This is a genomic window from Mesorhizobium sp. P2_D5, assembly GCF_056404355.1.
In genome coordinates this window covers 48,650-74,426 of sequence record NZ_JBFUEE010000012.1, presented here as the reverse complement: position 1 = coordinate 74,426, position 25,777 = coordinate 48,650, and the positions used below count along the sequence as shown (strand labels likewise).

The 25,777-nt window shown below is 62.6% G+C and carries 26 protein-coding genes and 1 tRNA gene; 18 read left to right on the top strand and 9 right to left on the bottom strand.

The genetic code is table 11. From position 1 onward, the window contains the following. The first annotated feature begins 95 nt into the window (after window positions 1–95). From osmF to AC1DYW_RS31990, 5 genes are all read left to right on the top strand, one after another. A complete protein-coding gene (gene osmF / locus AC1DYW_RS32010) occupies window positions 96–1,007 on the top strand; it encodes a glycine betaine ABC transporter substrate-binding protein OsmF (protein WP_477228840.1) in 912 nt (303 codons plus the stop codon). A gap of 55 nt (window positions 1,008–1,062) precedes the next feature. Further along, complete coding sequence (locus AC1DYW_RS32005) at window positions 1,063–2,226, top strand: ABC transporter permease (protein ID WP_477228839.1); 1,164 nt, start codon at window positions 1,063–1,065, stop codon at window positions 2,224–2,226. Then, on the top strand, window positions 2,223–3,161 hold the full coding sequence (locus AC1DYW_RS32000) for an ABC transporter ATP-binding protein (protein ID WP_095081164.1): 939 nt from the start codon (window positions 2,223–2,225) through the stop codon (window positions 3,159–3,161). Before AC1DYW_RS32005 ends, AC1DYW_RS32000 begins: the two co-directional genes overlap by 4 nt. Continuing rightward, on the top strand, window positions 3,158–3,907 hold the full coding sequence (locus tag AC1DYW_RS31995) for an ABC transporter permease (RefSeq protein WP_477228838.1): 750 nt from the start codon (window positions 3,158–3,160) through the stop codon (window positions 3,905–3,907). The genes AC1DYW_RS32000 and AC1DYW_RS31995 overlap by 4 nt, the downstream gene beginning before the upstream one ends. 239 nt (window positions 3,908–4,146) lie before the next feature. Continuing rightward, window positions 4,147–6,288, top strand: coding sequence for a sodium-translocating pyrophosphatase (locus tag AC1DYW_RS31990; RefSeq protein ID WP_457152674.1), 2,142 nt, complete (start codon window positions 4,147–4,149; stop codon window positions 6,286–6,288). Between the two features lie 215 nt (window positions 6,289–6,503). On the opposite strand, the gene AC1DYW_RS31985 is transcribed toward AC1DYW_RS31990, so the two are convergent. Continuing rightward, the gene (locus AC1DYW_RS31985) at window positions 6,504–7,019 is read right to left on the bottom strand and encodes an outer membrane protein assembly factor BamE (protein ID WP_457152675.1); all 516 of its coding nucleotides are present in this window, start codon (window positions 7,017–7,019) and stop codon (window positions 6,504–6,506) included. A gap of 114 nt (window positions 7,020–7,133) precedes the next feature. Here AC1DYW_RS31985 and AC1DYW_RS31980 point away from each other — a divergent pair, with 114 nt between their 5' ends. The 7 genes from AC1DYW_RS31980 to AC1DYW_RS31950 all read left to right on the top strand — a co-directional run bounded on the left by AC1DYW_RS31980 (window position 7,134) and on the right by AC1DYW_RS31950 (window position 11,885). Further along, window positions 7,134–7,676 carry a ubiquinol-cytochrome C chaperone family protein gene (locus tag AC1DYW_RS31980; protein WP_477228837.1) on the top strand — a complete coding sequence of 181 codons (543 nt, stop codon included), beginning with the start codon at window positions 7,134–7,136 and terminating at the stop codon, window positions 7,674–7,676. A gap of 3 nt (window positions 7,677–7,679) precedes the next feature. Then, window positions 7,680–8,228, top strand: coding sequence for a YceD family protein (locus AC1DYW_RS31975; protein ID WP_095081175.1), 549 nt, complete (start codon window positions 7,680–7,682; stop codon window positions 8,226–8,228). Between the two features lie 113 nt (window positions 8,229–8,341). Beyond that, window positions 8,342–9,412: a phosphate acyltransferase PlsX gene (plsX, locus tag AC1DYW_RS31970; RefSeq protein WP_095081177.1), complete on the top strand. Its 1,071-nt coding sequence runs from the start codon at window positions 8,342–8,344 to the stop codon at window positions 9,410–9,412. A 9-nt stretch (window positions 9,413–9,421) separates the two neighbouring features. Beyond that, the gene (locus AC1DYW_RS31965) at window positions 9,422–10,393 is read left to right on the top strand and encodes a beta-ketoacyl-ACP synthase III (RefSeq protein ID WP_477228836.1); all 972 of its coding nucleotides are present in this window, start codon (window positions 9,422–9,424) and stop codon (window positions 10,391–10,393) included. Between the two features lie 103 nt (window positions 10,394–10,496). Next, entirely contained in the window at window positions 10,497–10,820 is a 324-nt protein-coding gene (locus AC1DYW_RS31960) for an integration host factor subunit alpha (RefSeq protein WP_095081181.1), read from the top strand. 131 nt (window positions 10,821–10,951) lie between these two features. Beyond that, entirely contained in the window at window positions 10,952–11,491 is a 540-nt protein-coding gene (locus tag AC1DYW_RS31955; RefSeq protein WP_023810244.1) for a MerR family transcriptional regulator, read from the top strand. A gap of 91 nt (window positions 11,492–11,582) precedes the next feature. Continuing rightward, window positions 11,583–11,885: a hypothetical protein gene (locus AC1DYW_RS31950; protein WP_477228835.1), complete on the top strand. Its 303-nt coding sequence runs from the start codon at window positions 11,583–11,585 to the stop codon at window positions 11,883–11,885. Between the two features lie 78 nt (window positions 11,886–11,963). Here AC1DYW_RS31950 and AC1DYW_RS31945 read toward each other — a convergent pair whose 3' ends face one another. Further along, entirely contained in the window at window positions 11,964–12,170 is a 207-nt protein-coding gene (locus AC1DYW_RS31945) for a hypothetical protein (protein ID WP_457153466.1), read from the bottom strand. A gap of 191 nt (window positions 12,171–12,361) precedes the next feature. Further along, a complete protein-coding gene (locus tag AC1DYW_RS31940; RefSeq protein ID WP_477228834.1) occupies window positions 12,362–12,976 on the bottom strand; it encodes a hypothetical protein in 615 nt (204 codons plus the stop codon). Between the two features lie 161 nt (window positions 12,977–13,137). Between AC1DYW_RS31940 and AC1DYW_RS31935 the strand changes: the two genes are divergently transcribed. The 5 genes from AC1DYW_RS31935 to AC1DYW_RS31915 all read left to right on the top strand — a co-directional run bounded on the left by AC1DYW_RS31935 (window position 13,138) and on the right by AC1DYW_RS31915 (window position 16,359). Next, window positions 13,138–13,545, top strand: coding sequence for a helix-turn-helix domain-containing protein (locus AC1DYW_RS31935; protein ID WP_477228833.1), 408 nt, complete (start codon window positions 13,138–13,140; stop codon window positions 13,543–13,545). Between the two features lie 173 nt (window positions 13,546–13,718). Then, on the top strand, window positions 13,719–14,180 hold the full coding sequence (locus tag AC1DYW_RS31930) for a YbaK/EbsC family protein (protein ID WP_477228832.1): 462 nt from the start codon (window positions 13,719–13,721) through the stop codon (window positions 14,178–14,180). 96 nt (window positions 14,181–14,276) lie between these two features. Next, window positions 14,277–14,353, top strand: a tRNA-Pro gene (locus AC1DYW_RS31925). Window positions 14,354–14,667: 314 nt separating this feature from the next. Beyond that, window positions 14,668–14,820 (top strand): hypothetical protein, encoded by a 153-nt coding sequence (locus AC1DYW_RS31920; RefSeq protein ID WP_477228831.1) that lies wholly within the window; start codon window positions 14,668–14,670, stop codon window positions 14,818–14,820. Window positions 14,821–16,092: 1,272 nt separating this feature from the next. Further along, complete coding sequence (locus tag AC1DYW_RS31915; RefSeq protein WP_477228830.1) at window positions 16,093–16,359, top strand: hypothetical protein; 267 nt, start codon at window positions 16,093–16,095, stop codon at window positions 16,357–16,359. On the opposite strand, the gene AC1DYW_RS31910 is transcribed toward AC1DYW_RS31915, so the two are convergent. The 4 genes from AC1DYW_RS31910 to AC1DYW_RS31895 all read right to left on the bottom strand — a co-directional run bounded on the left by AC1DYW_RS31910 (window position 16,337) and on the right by AC1DYW_RS31895 (window position 20,978). Next, on the bottom strand, window positions 16,337–17,644 hold the full coding sequence (locus tag AC1DYW_RS31910) for an O-antigen ligase family protein (protein ID WP_477228829.1): 1,308 nt from the start codon (window positions 17,642–17,644) through the stop codon (window positions 16,337–16,339). The two genes, AC1DYW_RS31915 and AC1DYW_RS31910, sit on opposite strands and share 23 nt — an antisense overlap. After that, a complete protein-coding gene (locus AC1DYW_RS31905) occupies window positions 17,641–19,179 on the bottom strand; it encodes an undecaprenyl-phosphate glucose phosphotransferase (protein ID WP_477228828.1) in 1,539 nt (512 codons plus the stop codon). The genes AC1DYW_RS31910 and AC1DYW_RS31905 overlap by 4 nt, the downstream gene beginning before the upstream one ends. A 96-nt stretch (window positions 19,180–19,275) precedes the next feature. Further along, on the bottom strand, window positions 19,276–20,406 hold the full coding sequence (locus AC1DYW_RS31900) for a glycosyltransferase family 4 protein (protein ID WP_477228827.1): 1,131 nt from the start codon (window positions 20,404–20,406) through the stop codon (window positions 19,276–19,278). An 8-nt stretch (window positions 20,407–20,414) separates the two neighbouring features. Continuing rightward, the gene (locus tag AC1DYW_RS31895) at window positions 20,415–20,978 is read right to left on the bottom strand and encodes a polysaccharide biosynthesis/export family protein (RefSeq protein ID WP_095081215.1); all 564 of its coding nucleotides are present in this window, start codon (window positions 20,976–20,978) and stop codon (window positions 20,415–20,417) included. Window positions 20,979–21,237: 259 nt separating this feature from the next. On the opposite strand from AC1DYW_RS31895, the gene AC1DYW_RS31890 reads away from it, so the two are divergent. Beyond that, a complete protein-coding gene (locus AC1DYW_RS31890; RefSeq protein ID WP_477228826.1) occupies window positions 21,238–23,547 on the top strand; it encodes a GumC family protein in 2,310 nt (769 codons plus the stop codon). A 13-nt stretch (window positions 23,548–23,560) separates the two neighbouring features. On the opposite strand, the gene AC1DYW_RS31885 is transcribed toward AC1DYW_RS31890, so the two are convergent. Both AC1DYW_RS31885 and AC1DYW_RS31880 read right to left on the bottom strand, forming a co-directional pair. Further along, window positions 23,561–24,397: a GNAT family N-acetyltransferase gene (locus tag AC1DYW_RS31885; RefSeq protein WP_477228825.1), complete on the bottom strand. Its 837-nt coding sequence runs from the start codon at window positions 24,395–24,397 to the stop codon at window positions 23,561–23,563. A 101-nt stretch (window positions 24,398–24,498) separates the two neighbouring features. Further along, on the bottom strand, window positions 24,499–25,728 hold the full coding sequence (locus AC1DYW_RS31880) for a GNAT family N-acetyltransferase (protein ID WP_477228824.1): 1,230 nt from the start codon (window positions 25,726–25,728) through the stop codon (window positions 24,499–24,501). Window positions 25,729–25,777 lie beyond the last annotated feature (49 nt).

The window sequence follows — 25,777 nt, the reverse complement described above, 5'->3', positions numbered from 1 at the left end:
GTGCCAGATGTTATGAAACCGTGTGCCCCGACTGGCCGTTGAAGCCATGCTCATATGCGGCCGCCGCATTCCGGTTCACAGCAAGGGATTTCACGATGTTTTCAGTCAAGGTTCTGGCCAGCGCGGCATTGGCGCTCGGCATCACGGCGGTTTCCGCCAGTGCCCAGGTCGTTGTCTCCTCGAAGATCGACACCGAGGGCGGTGTGCTCGGCAACATCATCCAGCTCGTTCTCAACGCCAACAACATCAAGACCACTGACCGTATCCAGCTCGGCGGCACGCCGGTGCTCCGCAAGGCGATCACCGCCGGCGAGATCGACATCTATCCCGAATACACCGGCAACGCCGCCTTCTTCTTCGAGAAGGCCGACGACCCGGTCTGGAAGGATGCCGCCAAGGCCTACGAGACGGCCAAGAAGCTCGACTACGACGCCAACAAGATCGTCTGGCTGTCGCCGTCGCCTGCCAACAACACCTGGGCGATCGCGCTGCGCAAGGAGGTCGCCGAGACCAACAAGCTCGCCACGCTCACCGACTTCGGCAAGTATGTCACGGGCGGCGGCCAGGTGGTGCTGGCGGCATCCGCCGAGTTCGTCAATTCGGCGGCCGCACTGCCGGCCTTCCAGACCACGTATGGTTTCACGCTGAAGCCGGACCAGCTGATCACACTCTCCGGTGGCGACACGGCGGCAACCATCGCAGCCGCCGCCAATCAGACCAGCGGGGCGAATGCCGCCATGGTCTACGGCACCGATGGCGGCATCGCACCGTCCGGCCTGGTCGTGCTCGAGGACGACAAGGGCGTGCAGCCGGTCTACCAGCCGGCGCCGATCATTCGCGAAAAGGTGCTGAAGGAACATCCCGAGATCGAAACGCTGCTGACGCCGGTCTTCGCTAAACTCGACCTCGTCACGCTGCAAGAGTTGAACGGTCGTGTGCAGGTCGGCGGTGAGCCGGTCAAGGGCGTGGCCGAGGACTTTTTGAAGAAGAACGGCTTCCTGAAGTAGGACGATTCCGGCGCGCCGCATCCGTGGCGCGCCGGATCGACTGACGGGGGAGGGCGTGCAGATCCGGTTCGACAAGCTCGGCGTGGTCATCGCCGCGATAGTAGCTTACGCGGCTTTCGCTGCGCCCTTTGCCACGTTCCGCGGCAACCGCATCGTTCCCGGCCAGGCGCGCTCGATTCTCGAGGCGCTGCCGACGGCGACCGGGACGCTGCTGCTCGCCATCATTGTTGCCGCCGCACTTGTCGCGCTGTTCAGGACACCGCTTGTCCTGCGCCTCGTCGCCAGCGTGGTGGTGCTTGCAGCGCTGGCGCTGCTGATTGGCGTCGCCGGAACATTTCTGACGCCGGCCGGCAACACCCTTGCGAGAGTGTCGCCTGCTTCCGGTTTCTGGATAATGATGTTCGCCTTCACGCTTCTGCTGGCCGATGTGCTGACACGGCTGAACCTGTCGCCATTGGCACGGGTCGGCGTGCTTGTTGTGGCGGCTTTGGCGATCGGCCTGCTGTTGATTTCGGGAAGCTGGGATAATCTGTCGATCCTCAAGGAATACGCCAACCGCGCCGACAGTTTTTGGGCCGAAGGCTCCAAGCATGTGACGCTGGCTCTCGGCTCGCTGGCCGCGGCTGTGATCATCGGCCTGCCGCTGGGTATCCTTTGCCATCGCGTCGAAAGACTGCGCGCCGGCGTCCTCAACGTGCTCAACATCATCCAGACCATTCCCTCGATCGCGCTGTTCGGCCTTCTGATCGCGCCGCTCGGCTGGGTCGCCACGCACGTGCCGGGGGCCGCCGCGCTCGGCATTCGCGGCATCGGCACCGCACCGGCTTTCGTCGCCCTGTTCCTCTATTCGTTGCTGCCGGTGGTGGCCAACACCGTGGTCGGTCTTGCCGGCGTGCCGCGCGCCGCCAACGACGCGGCGCGCGGCATGGGCATGACCGACAGGCAGCGCCTGTTCGGCGTCGAGTTTCCGCTGGCATTTCCGGTGATCCTCACCGGCATCCGCATCGTTCTGGTGCAGAACATCGGCCTCGCCACCATTGCCGCGCTCATCGGTGGTGGTGGGTTCGGCGTGTTCGTTTTCCAGGGGGTTGGCCAGACGGCGATGGATCTGGTGCTGCTCGGCGCCGTGCCGACGGTCGCACTCGCCTTCGCCGCCGCCATCATCCTCGACGCAGTGATCGAAATGACCGCCACCAAGCGCAGGGTTGAAACGGCATGATCGAGATCGAAGGCATTACCAAGCGCTACGATTCGACAACGGTCGTCGATGACGTCTCGATGGTCATCGAGCCGCGCACGGTTTGCGTCATTGTCGGCACGTCGGGTTCCGGCAAGACGACGCTGCTGCGCATGATCAACCGGCTGGTCGAGCCGACGGCTGGCGTCATCAAGCTCGATGGCGCGGACAATCGCTCGCTGCCCGGTTACGAACTGCGCCGCAGCATCGGCTACGCCATTCAGGGCCACGGCCTGTTTCCGCATCGCACGGTGGCGCAGAATATCGCCACAGTGCCGGTGCTGCTCGGCTGGGACAAGGCCCGCATCAAGGCCCGCGTCGACGAGTTGATGACGCTCTACCAGCTCGACCCCGACGCGTTCGGGCCGCGCTACCCGCACGAACTGTCCGGCGGCCAGCAGCAGCGCGTCGGAGTTGCCCGCGCGCTCGCCGCCGAGCCCAACGTGCTGTTGATGGACGAACCGTTCGGCGCGCTCGATCCGATCATCCGCAACAAGGCGCAGGAAGATCTGCTGGCGATCCAGAAGCGCTTCGGCACCACAATCATCCTCGTTACCCACGACATGGAAGAGGCCGTGCACATGGGCGACAAGATCGCCGTTATGGATGCCGGCAAGCTTGTGCAATACGCTAAACCCGCGGAGATCCTGGCAAATCCGGCCAGTGCGTTCGTCGGGACCCTAGTCGGCGCAAGCGAAAGGCCGTTCCGGCTCTTGTCGCTCGGCCGCGTACGCGACGCCGTGGAGGACGGCTCCGCCGAAGGCGAGGCGATCTCAGGCGATGCAAGCCAGCGCGATGCGCTGGCCGAACTGTTGTGGTCGGGCCGGCCGGCGCTGCCGGTCAAAGGCGCCGACGGCAAACCGCTTGGCCGCGTCACCGTCGACGGGCTGGTCAAGCGCGCCGCGAGGCCGGCATGAAGGCCTGGCTTCCCGCGCTGCTCAGGCTGGCTTTGGTGGTGCTGCTGGTTGCCTTCGTCACCAATCCCGGCTGGTTCGAGCCGCTGCTGAAGCCGCTGACTGAGAACAATGCGCCGGTGATCTACAATCAGGGCAGCCTGCTGACGCTGACCTTGCTGCATCTACGCATCGTTCTGATCGCCACGGTGGCTGCGACCGTGGTCGCGGTCGCACTGGCCATCCTGGTCACGAGGCCCGCCGGCGTCGAGTTCCTGCCGCTGTCGCGCAGCCTGGTCAACATCGGCCAGACCTTTCCGCCGGTGGCGGTGCTGGCGCTTGCCGTGCCGGCGGTCGGCTTCGGCGAAAAACCGACGCTGATCGCGCTGTTTCTCTACGGCCTGCTGCCGATCTTCGAGAATGCGCTGACCGGCCTGACGACATTGCCGGCCAATGTCATGGAGGCGGCACGCGGCGCCGGCATGACCGGTTGGCAAAGGCTCACCAAGGTCGAACTGCCGCTCAGCGCCCCGATCATCCTTGGCGGCATCAGGCTGTCAGTGGTGATCGGGCTTGCCACCGCAACCATCGGCTCAACCGTTGCCGCCAAGACGCTTGGGGAGGTGATCATCGCCGGGCTGTTGTCCAACAACCTCGCCTTCATCCTGCAGGGCGGCCTGATCGTGGCAGCCCTTGCCGTGCTGATCTATGACGGTCTTTCGGCGGTCGAACGCTACACGGCGCGCCGCATGGGCCGCGAAGTCGAGTAGCCAAGTGCCGCGTCGAGATCGATTTCAATCGATCTAATAGGACAATGCCGATGGCTGCGGTCTCGTGGCCCTATGCCTTTTGGGCGAAAGCCGGGCAAAAACCGAACAATATCTTGACGTTCGCAGCCCTGTTTCGCATACACCGCTGCGAAGAGGCGGATTCCGTGCACGGGTCCGGTCTTTGTCTCAACGGCCCAGGGAGGGGTTCTTTTGGGCCATCAATCGAGGAAAATCCGGCAATGACAATTATTTCCGCCGTCATCGCCTGCGGTCTGCTTTCTGTCCTCTACGCCATCTGGGCGACACGTTCGGTCCTCGCGGCCGATCAGGGCAATGCACGCATGCAGGAAATCTCCGCGGCCATCCGCGAGGGCGCGCAGGCCTATCTGGCGCGCCAGTACACCACGATCGCCCTCGTCGGCGTCGTCGTGCTCATACTCGCCTGGTGGCTGCTTTCCATCACCGCCGCGGTTGGCTTCCTGATCGGCGCCGTCCTGTCGGGCGCCGCCGGCTTCATCGGCATGCACGTTTCGGTGCGAGCCAATGTGCGTACCGCGCAGGCGGCCTCCAACAGCCTCGCCGCCGGTCTCGACATCGCTTTCAAGTCGGGCGCCATCACCGGCATGCTGGTCGCTGGCCTGGCCCTGCTCGGCGTGTCGATCTACTACCTCATCCTCACCCATTTCATGGGCCTTGAGCCCAATGACCGTATCGTCATCGACTCGCTGGTTTCGCTGGGCTTCGGCGCTTCGCTGATCTCGATCTTTGCCCGTCTCGGCGGCGGCATCTTCACCAAGGGCGCCGATGTCGGCGGCGATCTGGTCGGCAAGGTCGAAGCCGGTATTCCCGAAGACGATCCGCGCAACCCGGCCACCATCGCCGACAATGTCGGCGACAATGTCGGCGACTGCGCCGGTATGGCCGCCGACCTGTTCGAGACCTACGCGGTGACCGTCGTCGCCACCATGGTCCTCGGCGCGATCTTCTTCGGCGGCACCGCCATCCTGGGGGCAGCGATGCTCTATCCGCTCGCCATCTGCGGCGCCTGCATCCTGACCTCGATCGTCGGCACCTTCTTCGTCAAGCTCGGTTCCAACGGCTCGATCATGGGCGCGCTCTACAAGGGCCTGATCGTCACCGGCCTGTTGTCCATCGTCGGCCTCGGCGTCGCCACCTCGGTTACCCTGGGCTGGGGCGAGATCGGCGTGGTTGCCGGTATGGCCATCACCGGCAAGAACCTGTTCATCTGCGGCCTGGTCGGCCTCGTGGTGACCGGTCTGATCGTGGTGATCACCGAATACTACACCGGCACCAACAAGCGCCCGGTCAACTCCATCGCCCAGGCGTCGGTGACCGGTCACGGCACCAACGTCATCCAGGGCCTTGCAGTCTCGCTGGAATCGACGGCGCTGCCGGCGATCGTCATCGTCGCCGGCATCATCTCGACCTATCAGCTCGCCGGCCTCTACGGCACGGCAATCGCGGTCACGACGATGCTCGGCCTCGCCGGCATGATCGTTGCGCTCGACGCCTTCGGCCCGGTCACTGACAATGCCGGCGGCATTGCTGAAATGGCCGGTCTGCCCAAGGAAGTGCGCCACTCCACCGACGCTCTCGACGCGGTCGGCAACACCACCAAGGCGGTGACCAAGGGCTACGCCATCGGTTCGGCGGGTCTCGGCGCGCTGGTGCTGTTTGCCGCCTACTCGAACGACCTGAAGTTCTTTGCCGCCAATGGCGACAAGTATCCGTACTTCCAGGGCATGGGCGAGATCTCCTTCGATCTCTCCAACCCCTACGTCGTTGCCGGCCTGATCTTCGGCGGCCTGATCCCGTATCTGTTCGGCGGCATCGCCATGACGGCCGTCGGCCGTGCGGCCGGCGCCATTGTCGAGGAGGTGCGCAAGCAGTTCCGCGAGGATCCGGGCATCATGGCCGGTACGTCGAAGCCGAACTACGCTCGCGCTGTCGATCTGCTGACCAAGGCGGCGATCCGCGAGATGATCATCCCGTCGCTGCTGCCGGTGCTGGCGCCGCTCGTCGTCTATTTCGGCGTGCTGCTGATCTCGGGCTCGAAGGCGTCCGCCTTTGCCGCCCTCGGCGCCTCGCTGCTCGGCGTCATCGTCAACGGCCTCTTCGTCGCCATCTCGATGACCTCCGGCGGTGGCGCCTGGGACAACGCCAAGAAGTCGTTCGAAGACGGCTTTGTCGACAAGGACGGCGTCAAGCACCTCAAGGGTTCCGAAGCGCACAAGGCTTCGGTGACCGGCGACACGGTCGGCGATCCCTACAAGGACACCGCCGGTCCGGCCGTCAACCCGGCAATCAAGATCACCAACATCGTCGCGTTGCTGCTGCTGGCCGTGCTCGCGCACGGCTGAGCCATTGGCCCCAAGACAAAACCCGCGGGGAGCGATCCCCGCGGGTTTTTTGTTGCGTCGATGACCGGCCGCCCTTCAGTTCGTCCCTTTGGCGAGGCCCTCGCTGCGAGCCTTGCCTCATTGTTTCTCCATAACAAAAACCCGCAGGATCGCTCCCGCGGGTTTTTGGTCGCCTGAGATGGTGCTGCTCTCCTCGAGGGAAGGCAGGTCTGAGATCAGGGAGTGCCGCCGCCCGGGATGCCGGGGGCCAGCTTGCTGGCGCCGTTGATGATCTGGCTGAGGAAGTTCTGGTCCTTGCCGCCGGTCGGCGTGGTGCGCGAGATGAAGTCGAACACCTTGCCGTCCTTCAAGCCGTAATTGGCGATCTGGGTGACGCGACTGTCGGGGCCGAAATAGACCGCCAGCACATGCTGGTCAATGAGGTGCGGCTTGTCGAAGGCGACGTAGCGCTTGCGCGTCTGCGAAATGTAATAGAAGGCCTCGTTGTCGAAGGTCGCCGTCGTCGACGGCGTGCCGAGCGCCAGAAGCACCTGCTCGCGGCTCGATCCGACCGGAACCAGGTCGATCGCCTGCTGATCGATCACATAACCCTGGGTGAGGGTTTCGCTCGGGCTGAGGTCACCGATCATCTTGGAGGTGTGGCAGGCGGACAGCGCCGAAACAATCACCAGTAGCGAGATCGCACCGGCGGGCCGGGACGAGAAGGTCGACTTGAAATTCAGCGCGCGCAACAACAACTCCATTAGCTGGCCGCAACTTGCGCTGGGCCGCAAAACCGGTAAACCAGCTTGCAGGCCGATGCAACAAGGCCACTTCAACAAACGGTCCCCGGGAGACCATCCCCAATGTTCCAGCGCTTTTTTGGCCGCGAACGCCATGCCAACCGCGCTATCACCGAGGCGCTTTACGCACAAATCGTGGCGGCGGCGCGGCAGACTGTGTTTTATTCCCATTGGAATGTGCCCGATACGCCGCTTGGCCGCTTCGAGATGGTGTCGCTGCACATGTTCCTGTTCCAGCACCGGTTGCGCGGCGAGGACGGCGTTGCGCAAGAGGTTGCGCAGGTGCTGATCGACGAGTTCTTCCTCGATGTCGATCATTCGCTGCGGGAATTGGGTATTGGCGATGTCGGCGTGCCCAAACGCATGAAAAAGCTGGCAAAAATGTTCTATGGCCGAACCGCCGCTTATGACGATGCTCTGGAAAGAAACGACCATGACGGGCTCACCGCGGCCCTTGCCCGCAATGTCCGGCCCGACACCGGCGCCTGGCCGGAAGCGTCGCTGCTGGCCAATTATGTCACCGACGCCCGCGATCAACTGGCCACCCAGCCATCCGAATCGATAGTCTCCGGCACGGTGGCGTTTCCCGTCGCCAACGGAGGTTGATCGATGAAACACATTGACCCGCAAAGCCCAGTATCGTTCCGCGCAAACATCGCTCGTCTGCCGCAGAAGGGGTTGCCAGTGGTGATCGAGGCTGACGCCGCGCAGCGCGCGGCACTGGCCGAGGAGCACGGGCTGCTTTCGGTCGAAGCCTATCGCGCCGAGCTTCTGGTGACGTCATGGAAGCGCAATGGCGTGAAGGTCAGCGGTCGCGTCGAAGCCGACATCACCCAGGCCTGCATCGTCACGCTCGATCCTGTCGAAGCGCATATCGACGAGCCGGTCGAAGCGCTGTTGCTGCCCGAGGACTCCAAGCTCGGACGGCAGGGTTTCGATGACGGCGGCGAGATCCTGCTCGACGCGGACGGACCGGACGCTCCCGAAACATTTTCCGGCGACACGATCGATGTCGGGGCGCTCGCCGAGCAGTTCTTCGGACTGGCGATCGACCCATATCCGCGCAAGCAGGGCGCGTCTCTGGATGCCGGCGGCGAGAGCGAACCGGCGGAGAATGAATTTCAGCAAAAACTGCGATCCTTGCTGGGAAAATCCTGAAAACCACGTCCGCGACGGAAAAGTCGGTTGTGCGGCAGCCCAAAACCGCTATTTTCGCCGAACCTTCGCGACCACTAAAGCGACCTGCCGCCTAACCGTGAGATGAATACCGCGTGATCAGGATTTCCATCGATGCCATGGGCGGCGATCACGGACCAGCCGTGGTCATTCCGGCGCTCATGACGGTCGCGACCCGCCGTCCCGACATCCGCTTCGTCATCTTCGGACGTGAAGAGGTGGTGCGCCCTGAACTGGCCAAATTCCCGAAGCTGGCCGAAATCAGTGAATTCTTCCACTGCGAGATCGCGGTCAGGATGGACGACAAGCCTAGCCAGGCGCTGCGCCACGGCCGCTGGAAGTCGTCGATGTGGAAGGCTGTCGAAGCGGTCAAGGCAGCGTCGGCGGACGCCTGTGTCTCCGCCGGCAATACCGGTGCGCTGATGGCGATGTCGAAATTCTGCCTGCGCACCATGGCCACCATCGAACGGCCGGCGATTGCAGCGCTTTGGCCGACGACGCGTGGCGAAAGCGTGGTGCTCGACGTCGGCGCCACCATCGGTGCCGACGCCCATCAGCTTATTGATTTCGCCATTCTCGGCACCGGTATGGCGCGCTCTGTCTTCGGCATCACGCGACCGACGGTTGGCCTGCTCAATGTCGGTGTCGAGGAGATCAAGGGCCAGGAAGAAGTCAAGGAAGCGGGGCGCATGCTGCGCGAGGCCAACATGGCCTCGATGAATTATCATGGCTTTGTCGAAGGCGACGATATCGGCAAGGGTACGGTCGACGTTGTGGTGACGGAGGGCTTCGCCGGCAATATCGCCCTGAAGACGGCCGAAGGAACGGCGCGGCAGATAGCGGGCTATCTGCGCGCCGCGATGAGCCGCACCCTGATGGCCAGGATCGGCTACGTTTTCGCCAAGGGCGCTTTCAACCGCTTGCGTGAAAAGATGGATGTCGGGCGCTCGAATGGTGGCGTTTTCCTGGGGCTGAACGGGATCGTCGTGAAGAGCCACGGCGGAGCAGATTCGGATGGTTTCGCCGCGGCGATCGAATTGGCCTACGATATGGTTCGCAACAATCTGCTCGACCGCATCGAGGCGGATCTGGACCTGTTTCATGCGCGCAATCCGCATACTCAGACATCTAGGAAATCCGACGTCGTTATCGACGCAAAGGAATAGGAAAGAACTTTGATCAGATCAGTCGTGCGCGGCACGGGCGCCGCGCTGCCCCGCCGAATTATGAAGAATGCCGATTTCGAAGGCATGGTGGAAACCTCCGACGAATGGATCGCCCAGCGCACCGGCATCCGCCAGCGCCATATCGCCGGTGATGACGAGACAACGGCTTCGCTGGGTGAAGCGGCGGCGCGTGCCGCACTTGCCGATGCCGGGCTGACGCCAGCCGACATCGACGTGATCGTGCTGGCGACCTCGACGCCCAACAACACTTTTCCGGCCACCGCCGTCGAGATCCAGAACCGGCTCGGCATGCATCACGGTTTTGCTTTCGACATGCAGGCGGTCTGCTCCGGCTTCGTCTATGCGGTGACCACCGCTGATCTCTACATCCGTGGTGGCCTGGCCAGGCGCGTGCTGGTGATCGGCTCGGAAACGTTCTCGCGCATCCTCGACTGGAGCGACCGCTCGACCTGCGTGCTGTTCGGTGACGGCGCCGGTGCCGTGATCCTGGAGGCCGGCGAGGGGACTGGCGGGATCGCCGATCGTGGCGTTCTGGCGGCCAGCCTGCGCTCCGACGGTACCCACAAGGAGAAGCTCTTTGTCGATGGCGGGCCATCGACCACGGGCACGGTCGGCCATCTCAGGATGGAGGGCCGCGAAGTCTTCAAGCATGCGGTCGGGATGATCACCGACGTCATCGAGGCGACGTTCTCGCAGGCCGGCATATCGGCCGATGATCTCGACTGGTTCGTGCCGCATCAGGCCAATAAACGAATTATTGACGCTTCCGCCAAGAAGCTCGGGATAGCCGAGCAAAAGGTGGTGGTGACGGTCGATTTGCACGGTAACACCTCGGCTGCTTCCGTGCCGCTGGCGCTGTCGGTGGCCGTCGCCGACGGCCGCATCAAGAAGGGCGATCTCGTGCTTCTGGAGGCCATGGGGGGCGGCTTCACCTGGGGTGCTGTTCTGGTTCGCTGGTAAGTGCCGAACGGTCCGGTTTCGGTCCTTGACCTTGCCGGATCAATTACTTAGGCTCTGCCGTTGTTGTGCCGAATTTAATGTTTTGAGCTGATGGGACGGTCGCATGGGGGGAAAGACACTTACGCGCGCCGACCTTGCCGAGGCTGTTTACCGGAAGGTCGGCTTATCGCGCACTGAATCGGCCGAACTTGTCGAAGCGGTGCTGGACGAGATCTGCGAAGCGATCGTCCGTGGCGAGACGGTGAAGCTGTCGTCCTTCGCGACATTCCACGTCCGGTCCAAGAACGAGCGCATCGGCCGCAATCCCAAGACTGGCGAAGAGGTGCCGATCCTGCCGCGCCGGGTGATGACCTTCAAGTCGTCGAACGTACTGAAGAGCCGCATCTTGCGGTCCCATCAAAGCGGCAAGGCCAAGGGCAGTAAGTAGCCTCGCTCGGCTCAGCGGTTGAAAACGGCGCCGCGCCATGACGCCGGGCTTGAATATTGTTTCACAAACCGCTGAAATGAGGCCCGATTCGGCAGGTAAGCCGGATCATCGTCCAGCGTGAGGATTCGCCCATGGACAAGAGCCCCGACGCCTTTCGTACCATCAGCGAGGTCGCCGAAGATCTCGACCTGCCGCAGCATGTGCTGCGCTTCTGGGAAACGCGTTTCAACCAGATCAAGCCGATGAAGCGCGGTGGCGGCCGCCGTTACTACCGGCCGCAGGATGTCGAACTGATCAAGGGCATCCGCCATATGCTCTACGACCAGGGCTACACCATCAAGGGCGTGCAGAAGCTGCTGCGCGAGAACGGCAATCATTTCCTGGTCGCCATCGGCAATGGCGACATGGCCGCCGTCGAGGCGATCTCGCAGCGCCGGCAGGCCGATCAAGTGCCGTTGACGCCCGCGGCCCAGCCGCGCGGCATGGATGACGAACTGGTTGGCCAGCCGCGCGTCAAACCCAGCCGCCGCTTTTTCGGCCTGGGCAAGAGCGACGAGGACGGTCCGGTTCAGCCGGACGCGTCGAAACTCTCGCGCGACAATCGCGCCCTGCTGCAGGAAGCGCTGTTCGACCTCCTGGAATGCAAGCGACTGCTCGATCAGGTGCGCTGACCGCCAACTGAGCAATGTCGGCCGATCGAAAACCGGAACCCGCCTTGGCGTGAGGCGTTACGTTTCCTTCTGCAATTGAAGGAAAAACGTCATGGCATCATATTCGACCCTCTCGGACATCGACCTCGACAAGCAGGTCGCGGCTCTCACCAGGGAATTGGCCAGCCTGAAGAAGGCGGTGTCTAAGCGGGGCGGCGCCTATTACGAAGACGGTCGCGATGCCGCGTTCGACACCTATTCCGATCTTGCAGGGCGTCTGCGCGATGCGATGCCGGCCATCCGCAAGCAGGGCAGGGTCGTCGAGAAATCGGCCCGCGACCATCCGGCCGCGGCGGTCGCGGTCGGCCTTGTCATGGTCGGTCTCGTTGCCAGTCTGCTGTTCAGCCGGCGCTGAATCGTATCGCATTGCCACGAGAAGACCAGCCTTGAACAAGAAGCCAAGGCCGGTCTTCTCGTTGGCAGTCTGGTATGCCTAGGCCTTCTTCATGTCGTGGTGATGATGATGGTAGTGGTGATGGTAGTGATGGCGGTGATGGACAGGATGGTAGGGATGATGATGGTGGTGATGATGCTGTGCCATCGTGGCCGGAGCGGCATCCGCACTCGTCGCGCCGATCACCGGCACCGTGAAAGCAAGTGCAACCGCAAGCCCGAGGGCCGAGAGGAGGGACGTCTTCATGGGTCGTTTTCCTTTTTTAGCAAGTCGATCGAATCGATGACCCGATCGCCGCGAATGGGATTACGCTCCTGAATTTTTTCCTCGTTATTTCCCGGCTGTAGAATTTTGTTTCTCGACTGTTTCTAAGCAAATCGGGCTTCCACCATCATCATCCCCAAGGCCGAAAGGCCATGCTTTCCCGCCTGTTTTGCCTACATTGGCGGGGCCACGCCATTGTTTCCAACCACCACGCGGCCGGAACTCAGCGTGCCGTCAGCCGCTCGCTCAGCCGTGACGACGACCGTCGCACCTGGCTTGAGGTCGGTCGGCGTGGCCGGCGCGAAGGTCACGACAGGTGTGGTGTCGGGTATCGAAATCTTCTTCGTCTGCCCATTGTCATAGGTCAGCGTGACGGCTCGGCCGTTTATGTCGGTGACGTCGGCCACGGTGCCGTTGGTCATGCGGCTGTTGGGCTGCAGGTCCCAGGGGCGGTCGCCCTCGCCAGTGCCTTTCAAGGCTGCCGGAAAGACCACCACTTCCAGCGCGCCGCTGCCGCCATCGGCTTTCGATACGGAGGCGATGCCGAGGAAATCGCCTTGCTTGATGTCCTTCACGGATGCGCTGGCGATGCCTGATATCTTCCAGCCGGCATTGAGCTTGATGGCGGAGGTATCGCCCTGGCGGGTTTTCACGGTGAGCAGCGATGGCTCGAAACTGGCCACAGTGCCGCGCACGCGCAGCATGTCCGCCGCTTGAGCACCGCCGACACCGGCAGCGGAAAGGCTGGAAATCGTGCCGAGCACGAGCATGAGTGTCTTCAAGTTCATTATAGAAATCCTTCCGGGAACGGCTGGCTGGAACCGGATGGTTTTCAGGCCAGCGACTCAGGGAATAACGAACGGGCGCGGCGAAACTGCCGGACAAAGCGCGATTGCACGGTCAAAACAACTTGATCGCGACGTGTGCGCGATCCGGCCGCGCAAGGCGCATGCTTCACGATAGCGTGACGGTCAGATTGGCACTTGGCAAATCGCTGGCGAGCGGGCATGTTCCCGATCGTCTCAGGCAACTTCGTCATTTGATCAAACTCTTTCAGCTTACGGAGTTGCCAATGCCCAACACTGCAAAAAGCGAAGCCCTCTCCGAATCGTTAGCCAATGAGATCGGGCCGGATTACAGCACCCTCAGAGCGATGCGGGAGACCCGCGGCTACAGTGTGGAAAAGCTTTCCCTGACATGCGGTCTGGCTGCCGACGAGATTGAGGATATCGAGAGCGGTAAGGTGACCGATCCGTCGAAGCTGCGTCGTATTGTGTCCGCGCTTCGACTTCCCCAGGACGCTTTGATCGCTTCGGCTGTGCACACGCCGGCCGCGCAAGGTCGATCCCTGGCATAGTTCAACGACAGGCATGCCCGACAACCCGCCAAGGAATAGCCTTGGCGGGTTTGTTTTTGTGGTGCGGCGGCCGCCCTGCCGGAGCCGGGGCTTGTCGAATTGTATGTGGCACGTGTTTATACGCGCGGCAGCTCAGTCCGCTGTCCATCAGTCCTGAACTATGGGTTTTCGATATGAGCCTGGAATCCGTTCGTGCCTTCTTCGCCGCTCACGCGCCCGACATCGATGTCATCGTGACCGAAGCGAGCTCGGCTACGGTGGCGCTGGCGGCGGAGGCGCATGGCGTGCTGCCGGCGCAGATCGCCAAGACGATCTGCCTGCGCGTCGGCGATCGCACCATGCTGGTGGTGACCAGCGGCATCGCCAGGCTGGACAACCGCAAGTGCAAGGACCAGTTCGGCGGCAAGCCGCGCATGCTCGACGCCGCCGAGGTTGTCGAAGCAACCAGCCACCCGGTCGGCGGTGTCTGCCCGTTCGGCCTGCCGGCGCCGCTGCCGGTCTACTGCGATGTATCGCTGCGCGAATTCGACGAGGTCGTGCCCGCCGCCGGCGCCACCAACGCCGCCGTGCGGCTCAGCCCGCAGCGCATGGTCGATCTCACCAGCGCCGAATGGGTCGATGTCTGCCAGGGCTAAGTAGGGGGCTCGCCGGCACCCGCGATCGCATCGGCGCGAAAGTCGCCGAATTTCGGTTGACCCGGGCGGGGTTATCACGATACATCGCGACCGGTCCGGAGTGTAGCGCAGCCCGGTAGCGCACTTGACTGGGGGTCAAGGGGTCGTCGGTTCGAATCCGGCCACTCCGACCATTTAAAAAACAAGGACTTACCCCCAAAGTCCTACCTTCCAAAAATAGCTGAAAAATCCGTCTGGGTAACAAAACCGACGAATGACAACAAGCAGATACAGGACAAAGCGGCCCAGGTAGCCACCACGGCTCTCCCAAGTAACTGAAGAGCCGTGGCTACCGCCCCCCGGCCTATGCTGCTGCATATTAGAGCCAGCTTACGGAAGTTTGCGTGCAACGCAATATCTTTGTTGCGTTGCACCATGATTTTCTACCGGCCGCCCATCGCGGTCGGCACTACCGGCCTGCCGGTTTCTCCAGATGGGATGACCACCCATGACCAACTCATCATTCATCAGCAGACCACGCTTGCTGTGCCGCGAAAGCAGCGGGGAGCCGTTTCACTGCAATACGAAAGAAGAGCGTGATGCCCTCCGCGCCAGGCTGGCCATGAACAAGCAGGACGAGCAACGTCGCATGGACGCCTGAGCGGCTACGACTTCTTTGAGGATCTCGTAGAGGCTGGAATTGTTGAGGACCGCCGCGAGGTGCCGCGCGATTTGGCAGAGGAAACTTGGCGTCGCATTGGCCATGATGTTCTCGATTACATGGTGGAATTCCACCGCGGCTTCGTGCCCCCGGAGCGGCCCATCTGGGCAGAGCGTGAGTTCGGCCCACCCGATAGGAAGAAGCGGCACGCTGGGACGCGCTGGAGGGAATAGGCGTCGCGCAGAATCATCTGCATCTACCGCGGTCGATGTGGCCGCGGTTTATGGTCGACGCCTACGGATGAAGACGATCTCTGAAATAGGATTGCCAACTTGTAACTTGGAAAAAGGGGAAAACAAGTATTTACAAGGCCATCTCGCTGGGCTGCTCGATGAGTTGGAAATCAAAGATCCCCATGGAAAAGGTGAACGTGCCACCGTTCGCTTTATCCGGAGTCTACGCCACCCTAAGTCGCGGTTTTAAGGGCGAGGATTTCAACTTGATGTTTAGCAAGAGCGTCTTATTCGTAGAGTACACGGAAACACGCTTGAAGAGGGCGCGCGCAAAATCAAAACGGTCTGTGCCCTCCTTCCTCGCGGCAGTGTCGCTGCGGGCGGATAATGACAATCCGGGAACGGAGTTTTCTAGGTAGGAGCGCCGGCCGCCTAAATCGGCCACTGGCTGAATGCGCGCCGTCTCAGGAAACAACATGACCACCACACAACGCGGCCGCGGCGCTCGCAAATGCGCGGCGTCGCATCGATGTCGCTCGCGCCGAGACGGCAATGAGGCTGCGCGGCATCCTGCAGGGGGCAGCCCCATAGGAAACTAGCCCGCCAATCTTTACCGGCCCCTCATTTCTGCGCGGCCAAAAAATCTGAGATGTTCTTAAAGGTTTCGGGATCGTGGATGGCCGCCTCAAGATGGATCTGTAGGGTGGCATCCTCTTGAAACATTTTGAGCATGTCTCGGATTAGAAATACCGCCAGATCTCCCGATCTCCCGCTGAACTGACTATCGAGATGGGCTGAGCGCTAGAGACGCGGCACGAGGACAGCCATCCTGGCGACTGATCGATGAGGCGATGTCCAACCTTAGGCGGATCGCCTCGATTTTGAACCACGACGACAGAGAGCCGCCCAAACCCGCCAATTGATATTGTCAAAGTCCCCTTCTGCCATCCAGATACCAAGCGCACAGCACCGAACAGGGAACTGCGGTAATCTCGGCTGGCTCTGCGCTTTTCTTGAAAGGTCCGAAAAGGAGGTTGACGTGAAGATCAGGACGACAAGACACAATCACCCCGGTGAACCCGGCGTCATTCTGCTCGACCAGTCATTGCAAAACATGATCGTGGCGACCGACATACGCGATGGCGCAACGACGCTGTTCGGGACAGTAAATCTGCAGGTGAATTATTCCGGGCAGTACGACATCAGAGTCGAATTATCGCCAGGGGAACTCACGCAGGTCTACCAGCTGCTGGTCAAAAACCTCCTGGAAAAGATACAGGAACTTACGAGCGCTCAAGATCCTTGACGCTCGCAAACCAACCGCGTTCTACAGCTAGCCTTCCACCTTGGGCTTGAACCGGGTCCGGCCGCAACAGCCGCTGGTGTCTGTACTCAAGCGCGATGGCTCCCCAGATCAGGCCGAGCAGCAGGTAGACGTGGCGCCAGTGGTCGATATCGATGAAGGTGCCGAGCCCGATATTGCCGATGAAGGCGACATAGGCGCACAACAGGTAGGGCTGCCATGGCCGGTCGCGCAGCAGGATGCGGAATCCGGCTGCTATCGTCCAGGCGACGAGCGTCAGGAACGACACAAAGCCGAGCCAGCCATAGTCCATCAGCATCTTCAGCCAGATATCGTGCGTGTCTTCGCCAAAGATCGTGCCGAAGACCAGCGGGCCGATGCCGAACGGATGCTCGAGCGCCATCTGGAAGCCGATTGCGTAGCGGGCGAAGCGGCCGAGGCGGGCTGTGTCGTAACTCTGTTCGAGATGGGCGCGGTTGGAAAACATCTCCGACACCCCGGGCAGTTGCAGGATGACGATCATGGCGACGACCAGCAGCGACAGCGCGGCAACCGTCATCACCACCACGCGCAGCCGGAACATGTCGCTGGCGCTCTGCAGGAACAGGCAACCGGTGAGCAGGACAGCAGAAACGGCGAACATGCCCCAGGCGCCGCGCGAGAAGGAAAAGAAGATGCCGGCGGTGATGATCAGCAGCGGCACCGCCAGCAGCGGCATGCGCGTGACCGGTCCGGTCAAAAGCAGATAGAGCAGATAGATGCCGGGCAGAACCAGGAACGGTCCGAACACATTCGGGTCCTGGAAGGCACCGGCGGCGCGGTCGTATTTGGTGAACATCTCGGCGCCCGGAAAGGCGTGGAAATAGCCCGCTATGCCGAGCAGTGAGGTTATCACCGCCGACACGACATAGGCGAAGAAGATCAGCCGGTAGAGACTGGGTTGCACCGCGGTCACCGAGGCGAAGAACACCGCGGTGAAGGCGAGAAACAGCGAGACGGCGAGATAGAGCGGCGTGTTGGCGAGATCCGCCATCTGCGTCATCGCCATCATGCCACCGATGTTCATCGCCACCAGCAGCACCAGCAGCGGCATTGCCGCGCGCGACAGCCTGAGGCCGAAGAGGGCCCAGATGGCGATCAGCCCGGCCATATAGAGTTCATAGGGCGCCGGTTCGCTGATTACGAAGCCGGACAGGAATATGCCGACGAACACCGCGGCTGAGGAAATCAGCGCGATCAGCTTGGCGTTGACCGCGGCCTGCGGCAGCTCATGGGAAATCGCGCTCAATAGGCGTTTTCCGTGTTCAGCAGCCGGGCCGGCGTCAGGAACAGGATCCGCAAGTCGAACAGCAGAGACCAGTTCTCGATGTAATAGAGGTCATACTCCGTCCGCATGCGGATCTTCTCGTTGGTGTCCATCTCGCCGCGCCAGCCATTGATCTGCGCCCAGCCGGTGACGCCGGGCTTGACCTTGTGACGCGCGAAATAGCCGTCGACCACTTCGTTGTAGAGAAGGTTGTGCGACTGCGCGGCGATGGCGTGCGGGCGCGGGCCGACCAGAGACAGCGAACCCAGCAGCGAATTGAAGAACTGCGGCAGCTCGTCGATCGAGGTCTTGCGGATGAAGCGGCCGACGCGGGTGACGCGCGGGTCGTTCTTGGTCACCGTCTGCTTGGCGGTCGGGTCGGCCTTGTCCGTATACATCGAGCGGAACTTGTAGACCTCGATGATTTCATTGTTGAAGCCGTGCCGCTTCTGGTGAAACAGCACCGGCCCCTTGCTGTCGAGCTTGATGGCGATGGCGGTCGCCAGCATCACCGGCGAGAACACGACGATGCCGATGAGGCTGAAGACGATGTCGAAGGCGCGCTTGGCGACCGAATCCCAGTCGTTGATTGGCCTGTCGAAGATATCGAGCATCGGCACCGAGCCGATGTAGGAATAGGCGCGCGGGCGAAACTGCAGCGCGTTGGAATGGGCCGACAGCCGGATGTCGACCGGCAACACCCACAGCTTCTTCAACAGCTGCAGCACGCGCGATTCGGCGGTCAGAGGCAGCGATACGATCAGCATGTCGATGCGGGCGATGCGGGCGAACTCGATCAGCTCCGAAATGGTGCCGAGCTTGGGATAACCGGCGACGATGGGCGGTGAGCGCTTGTCGCCGCGATCGTCGAAGATGCCGCAGATGCGGATGTCGTTGTAGGGCTGCTTTTCGACCGAGCGGATCAGCATTTCAGCCGCCTTGCCACCGCCGACGATGACGGCGCGCCGTTCCATGCGGCCATCGCGCGCCCAGCGCCGGATCAGCTTCGACATCACCAGTCTGAGGCCGAAAAGGAGAACGAAGCCGATGACGAACCAGGTGCCTAACAGAAGGCGCGAATAGTCTTCCGACATCTTCATGACGAATGCCGTCAGCGCCATGAGGGCGAAAGTGCTGGCCCAGACCAGCAGCACGCGGCCGAAATTGGCGATGGGCCGCATGAGGGCCACGATCTGGTAGCAGTCGGTGACGTCGAGCAGCACCACGGCAAGGAACGACGACGCGGCGATCGTCAGCGGGTATTGCCAGGCGAGATAGTTGAAGAACCCGACATAGTAGAAATAGATGCCGAGCCCCGACACCAGCAGCAAGCCGAATTCGACCATGCGTAGCACGCCGCTGACCATGATCGGCGACATGGTATCGCGCCTGTACTGCGAGGCGACCTGGCGGGCGACATCGTTCATGCCGCCGGGCGGCGTGTCGCCTTCGGCCGGGCCGTCGAATTTACGCACCGCCTCTGGTGAAAAGCGGCGCGCGGGGTCGATCTCGTTCATGGGGCTTTCCGCAAGCTTCCCTACGGTGAATAGCAAAAGAGAGCTAAGAAAGCCTTGAAACAACAAGTGGCTTTGAAACGGCCTGGGGCTTGAGGCCTATTTGTTGATCGCGGCGAAGTAGGCCTTCTCGATGTCGGCGGCCATCACATCGGCGCCGAAGCGTGCCTTGAGGCTGGCGCCATCGGGCATCAGCTTGCGATAGGCGGCGAGGTCGCCCAGCGCCTGGCTCACCTTGTCGGCAAGCTCGACTGGGCTAGGCCGGATCAGCGCACGGGAGCCGGAGCCGAAGATCTCCGGTATGCCGCCGACGGAAGTGGCGATCATCGGCTTACCGGCGGCAAGCGTCTCCAGGACGATGTAGGGCATGGCTTCGGCGCGCGAGGGAACGATGACGAGCGCCGCCAGCGCGAAAGCCTCCCTGGCCGGCATCGGCGGCAGGAAGCGGACGTAGCCCTCAAGCCCGAGGCTTTTCACCTGGGCGTGGTAGCGGGGCAGGTCGTCGCCGGAGCCGACCATCACCGCGGTCAGCGCGCGGCCGAGCCGAGGGCCGGCGAGGGCCAGCGCGTCGATGAAGATGTCGGGACCCTTCAGGTCGCGCATCATGCCGATATAGAGCAGATCGGCTGCGTCGGCCCCGGTGATCGCGGGCTCGAATTCGGCGGCGCGCAATCCGTTGTAGACCAGGGTGTTGGGGATTTGCGGCTCTCCGACCTTGCGGCGATAGGTTCGCCTTTCGTAGTCGGAGACAAACAGCAGGTGGTCGGTGAAGAGCGCCATGAAGCGCTCGAGCGCGAAGAACAGCTTTCCGGTGGTCGTGTTCTCGTCATAGTGGAGAGAGCCACCATGCGGCGAATAAAGGCGGGCTACGCGAGACCTTGATACCCGCAACAATGAGCCGAACAGACGGGTATAGGCGCCACCCTTGGCGCCGTGCCCGTGCAACACGTCCGGCCGCAATTCCTTGATGATCCTGTAAGTGCGCCAGGCCGACGCAAGGTCGCCCGGTCCGACATGGCGCTGCATCGGCGTGCGATGGATGCCGAGCGCCAGCATATCCTTCATCTGCTCGAACAGACGTTCCTCGAACTCGCCGCCGGTCGTCGAATCGCAGACGATGCCGACGGAATGTCCGGCAGCGACCTGCGCCTCGGTCAGGTCGCGCACATGGCGGAAAATTCCTCCGACGGGTGAGCGAAAGCAATGGACGATCCTGAGGTTGTCCACCACGTGGGTCGTCAGAACAGGCGTTCGCGGACGTAGACTGTATCGCCCGGCAGCAGCGGGTCGGACGTGACCACACGGCCGGTCATCACCTTACCGTTGATGTCGCGGGTGATGTCGACGCTTTCCTGGTTGGCGCGCGGGGTGAAACCGCCAGCGATGGCGATTGCCTTCTGCACCGTCAGGCCGGGGACGTACGAGTATTGGCCTGCGGCACCCACTTCGCCCATGACGAAGATCGGCCGGTAGCGGTCGATCTCGACCGAAACGTCGGGATCGCGCAGATAGCCTTGCCGCAATTTGTCGGCGATTTCCTTTTCCATCTGCTGCGCTGTGTGGCCGCGCGCCGGTACGGCGCCGACAAGCGGGAAGGAGAGGTAGCCGGATTGGTCGACGCTGTAGGTGTTGGTCAACCCGTCCTGCTCGAACACGGTGACGCGGACGCGGTCGCCCGCGCCAAGACGATAAGGCTGTTCGAGCACTTCGTGGAAGGCTGCCGGCGTCGGCCGGTAGCTGGAACAGCCGGCAAGCATCGATACGGCAAGCAGCGCGCGAAACAGGGAAGCAGTGCTTTTCATGACCGGACAGGTACCTTCGACTGGCCGCTGCAGCCCCGCAGCAACTCTAGGGATCGAGGTCCGTTATCATCCTGTTAGGGTTAATGGCCGGTAAAGGGAGCGGCCGACACAGCGCGCGGCGGCGAGAGTTTTGCGATTTTTTTGGCGGTTTTGTTTGGCGTCCGCCAGTAAACCCTAACGCAAACTTACGGCCATCTTAACGGCTGAGTTACCATAGTTGTTTACGGTGTGTCCTGACCCAGTATCGGAGTAGGGATGCATGTCCGTTCAGTCCGCGGCCGCAGATGTTGACGTCGATCTCAGGCAGCTCTTCGCCAGCCTGGCGAGGAACTGGCTGCGCATCCTCGTCGTCGCACTGGTGGTGACCGGCGCGGCTTTCGCGCTCGCCTCGTTTGCCACACGTCACTACAAGGCACAGACCCAGGTCGAGATTGCGCCGCGTGAATCCGTTTATACGCGGCCGGCCAGCAACAACGACGCCGACAAGCCAATTCTCGATGAACAGGGCGTCGCCACCCAGGTCCAGATCATTTCCTCCAACGAAATCCTCAAGCAGGTCGCGCAAAAGCTTGGTCTGGAGAAGCTGCCCGAGTTCGACGAAGCACTCGACATGTCGCCGTTGAGCCGCGCTCTGGTCCTCGTCGGTCTGAAGAGCGACCCGATGGAAATTCCGACGGAAGAGCGCGTCCTCAAGAAAATGCATGAGAAGCTCAACGTCTATAGCGTCGAGAAGACCCGCATCATTGCCATTGAGTTCTCATCGGAAGATCCCAAGCTCGCGGCTGCCGTACCAGATGCCATTGCCGCCGCCTATATTGAGGGGCAAGGGGCCGCCAAGCTCGAATCGAACAACGCCGCCGCTGATTTTCTGGCGCCGGAGATCGCCGACCTGCAGCTGAAGGTTAGGGATGCCGAGGCCAAGGTTGCCACCTACCGTGCACAATCCGATCTTTTGATGGGCGGCAACAATTCGGTGCTTGCCACGCAGCAGCTTTCCGAACTGTCGAGCGAACTGATGCGTGTACGCGCCAACCGCGCCTCGGCGGAAGCGACCGCCGACAGCGTGCGCAAGGCGTTGCAGGGCGGCGGTTCGCTCGATGCCGTGCCTGAGGTCTTGTCTTCCGATCTGATCCAGCGCCTGCGCGAGCGGCAGGTCGAGCTCAGGGCCAACATCGCCGATCTTTCCACCACCTTGCTCGACAATCATCCGCGCATCCGGGCGTTGAAGTCTCAGCTTGCCGATCTCGACGGCCAGATCCGCAACGAGGCGCAAAAGCTGATGAAGGGTCTGATGACCCAGGCGCAGACCGCGCAGGCTCGTGAGAACCAGCTTGTCGCCGACGTCAACACATTGAAGGCGGCATCGGCCCGCGCCGGCGAACAGCAGGTCGAGCTCGATGCCTTGCAGCGTGATGCGGCCGCCAAGCGCCAGCAGCTCGAATCGTACCAGGCGAACTACCTCAGCGCGGCGTCGCGCAAGGATCGCAACTATCTGCCCGTCGATGCAAGGGTGGTTTCCTTGGCGCAGGTGCCGTCCGAGCCGTATTTCCCGAAGGTCCTGCCCATCGTCAGTGCCGCCTTCGTCGCATCGCTGCTGGTCATGGCCATCGTGACGCTCCTAAGGGAGCTGTTTTCTGGCCGCGCCATGCGGCCGGCGACCGGTTCCCGCTTCGAACGCATCGATGAGGTCGCGATGCCCCATGTAGCTCAGGCGCTGGATAGGGTCGCGATGCCGGCTGTCCACCAGGAGCCCGCCGTCCTCCAGGACCCTATCCTTCGCCCGGAGATGGGAGAAGGCCCGGCTGACACGAGGTCGGAGCCCTACACAGCCGTGATGCCCTATGCCACCGCGATGCCCGAGATCGATGCGCCTTATGCGCATGCGGCCGAAGCGCCTGATATGGTCGCGATGACCGAAGCAGCGACAGCGCAGGAGACGGCTGCCGAGGCCGAACCGGTGCGTTCCACTCTGGGCGAGATCGACATTGAGAAGGCCGCCGAAAAGCTGATCGCCAGCGGTGCGGCGCGCGCCATATTCGTCTCGCCGGAGGGCGACGAGGCCGCCGCGTCGGCGGTCCTGGTGGCACGCGAGGTCGCCGACGCCGGCCTGCGCGTCCTGTTGCTGGACCTTACCGCTTCGGGGGCCGCCTCGCGGCCGATGCTGGACAGCGGCCTTTTCCCCGGCATCACCAACCTGCTCGCTTCGGAAGCGCAGTTCAGCGACGTCATCCATGCCGATCTCTATTCTGACTGCCACGTCATTCCTGTCGGCACCGCCGATCCGGTCCGCGCCATGCGCGCCGCCGACCGGCTGCCGATCATCATGCAGTCGCTGACCACAGCCTATGATCTGGTGGTGGTCGAATGCGGACCGGCCGACGCGCAAGGCATCAGCCGTCTGGCCGGCGATGCGACCGAGGTGTTGCTGTCCATGCTGGAGCCGGACGATGAAGTGACGCAGGCCGCGGTCAAGCTGATCGAAAGTGGCTATCCCGACCTGACGCTGGTGACGCCGCTCGGCCACGAACCGCCCGGCAATCCGGTGCCGGGACGGCGCTCGGCGGCCTGACGCTCCGCCTGATCTATCCCAATTCCAGGGTCGTCACGCCGAACAGCCGCTGCAGGCCGAGCTCCGGGGCCGGGCCCTTGTACATGCGGGTGGTCTTGAAGGTCGGCGCAAAGCCGGCCGCCTCGAGTGCCGCAATGAAACCGGCCTTTTCGGCGGGAACGTCGATGTGCAGGTCGCCGCCCTCGCAGGCCCCCGCCAGTCCGTCCAGCAGCTGCAGCGCCGTGTCGTCGCTGTCGGCAAACAGCGGGCCGATCTTGAAGCCCGAGCGGCACGGTCGAGCCACGCCATAGCCGGTGGTACCGCGCGGGCTGACCGCCGCCAACGCATGATGCGGCGCCTGCAGCCATCGCTGCAGGAAGGCTCGCCGGGGTGCCGGAAAGCAATATGCGTCATAAGCGATGATGTCGGGCACGAGCTTGGCCGTCACGGTGCGCAACCCGTCGGCCTCGACCACCGGGCCTGCCGCGCGGCCGCTATAGCGGATGGTCTCGTAGGCGGGTTTGAAGCCCTTGCGACGGTAATTGGCGCGCTGCTCGGCGACGCCGTCGAGGCCGACGGTCCTGCCGGCAAGCCTGTCCATGCCGGCGTCCCACACCGCCTTGCCGTAGCCCTTGCCGCGCTTGTCCGGCCGGCAGATGTAGAGGCCGATGAAGCCGAATCCGCTTTCATAGGCCACTGCCGAGATTGCCGCGACCATTTCGTCGCCGGCAAAGGCGCCGATAAAGCCCGCGGGATCGGCAGCCTGGAACATCGCCGCGTCTTCAAGACCAGGGTTCCAGCCTTCCACCGCCGCCCAGTCGATGAGAACCGCCAACTCATGCAGTGACAGCGTGCGGATGGTCGGCATCATCGTCCTCACTCCGTGGCGACAACTTAAGGCTTTGACGACATCGAGGCCGATCTCGATCTCTGAGTCAAACCCGCCCTTAGAGAAGCCCTGAATTTCCGAAACTAGCTCTCATTCTCGCCGGTTATGGGCGCTGCTTGTCCGGCAGTCTTGCGGCGCAGCATCTTGGTCAGCTTCCAGATCGTCGGGCTGTTCTTAATGAAGGCTTTGAACCTTGCTCCCTGCCGGAGCGTCACCGCCAGCGCGCGGCCCTTCAGAGTCAAGGGAACCAGCACCTCGAAATGCTGGGTTTCGATATCGCACCATAGCCGCTTGTAGGGCTCGTCGCCGACAGAGAAGTCGTAGACGGCAAAACCGGTCTCGCAGGCTTCCTGGATGTTGTCGAAGAACAGGAAGTCGCCGGGACTGGTGTTGCCGAGATCGTCCTCGGCGATCGCTCCGAACTCGCAGATCAGGCGCTTGCCCGAGCGGCTTGACCCGGTGACGGCGCGCAGCTTGCCGGCCACCTCGAGCCCGTGCAGCACGAAGGAGGGCTTGTCTTCGGCAAGCGCGTGCGTGAACAGCGCGCGGAAGAAAGCGCGCACCTGCTCGTCGCCAAAGACGTTGCTGATGCCCATCTTGCGGAAGCGGAATTCCTTCATCTCGAAAAAGGCATCGAGCAGCCTGTCCACCTCGTCGGCCGTGCGCGCCTCGATGCGTCGGTGGCTGCCGACGGCTTCGAACTTGCGCATCTGCGAGCGGTGCTTCTTGCGCTTGCGCTTGCCGCTGGCGCGCAACAGCAGCGCATCGAAGCCACCGCCGAGATCGACGGCCAGCGACAAGTTTGGGCTGGCAAAATGGTCAAGCAAGGCGAGTGGATTGATGACACCGTCGAGATCGGGCAGCAACCGCTCGAGCGCGACGAGATCGATGTCCGGGCGTGCCTTGGCGATGGTCGCCAACAGCGATCGAATGGCCCGGATATCCGCCCTGGCCAGCCATTGCGGATCACAGGCGACGAAGTTGCCGTTGGCGTGGCGGTCGCCCATGAAGCGGGCGACGCGGTACGGACCTTTCGCGGTGACCTCCAGGGCCAGCGAAAAAACCGGCCGGCCTTCGGCGCTGAGCGTCGCTATGAGCAGATCCGGTCCGACCTGCTCGGCCCAGTTCAGTATCCAGCCGGCACTCTGCGCCGGTGCAAACAGGGCCGAGCGGCAGAATCCGGCATAGGCCGCGAGCCCTTCCGCGGACATCACTGAAATCGACAGGCCGGCCTGGTCTCCCGGCAAGGCTCGCGGCGACGCCTCGGTTGCAGCGAGCCGATTGCCGTCAAATGACGCTGTTGCGTCAACCATACCTCAATCCTTAGGGCGTACTGATGGCGATTTGGGGAGCCGCATAGGC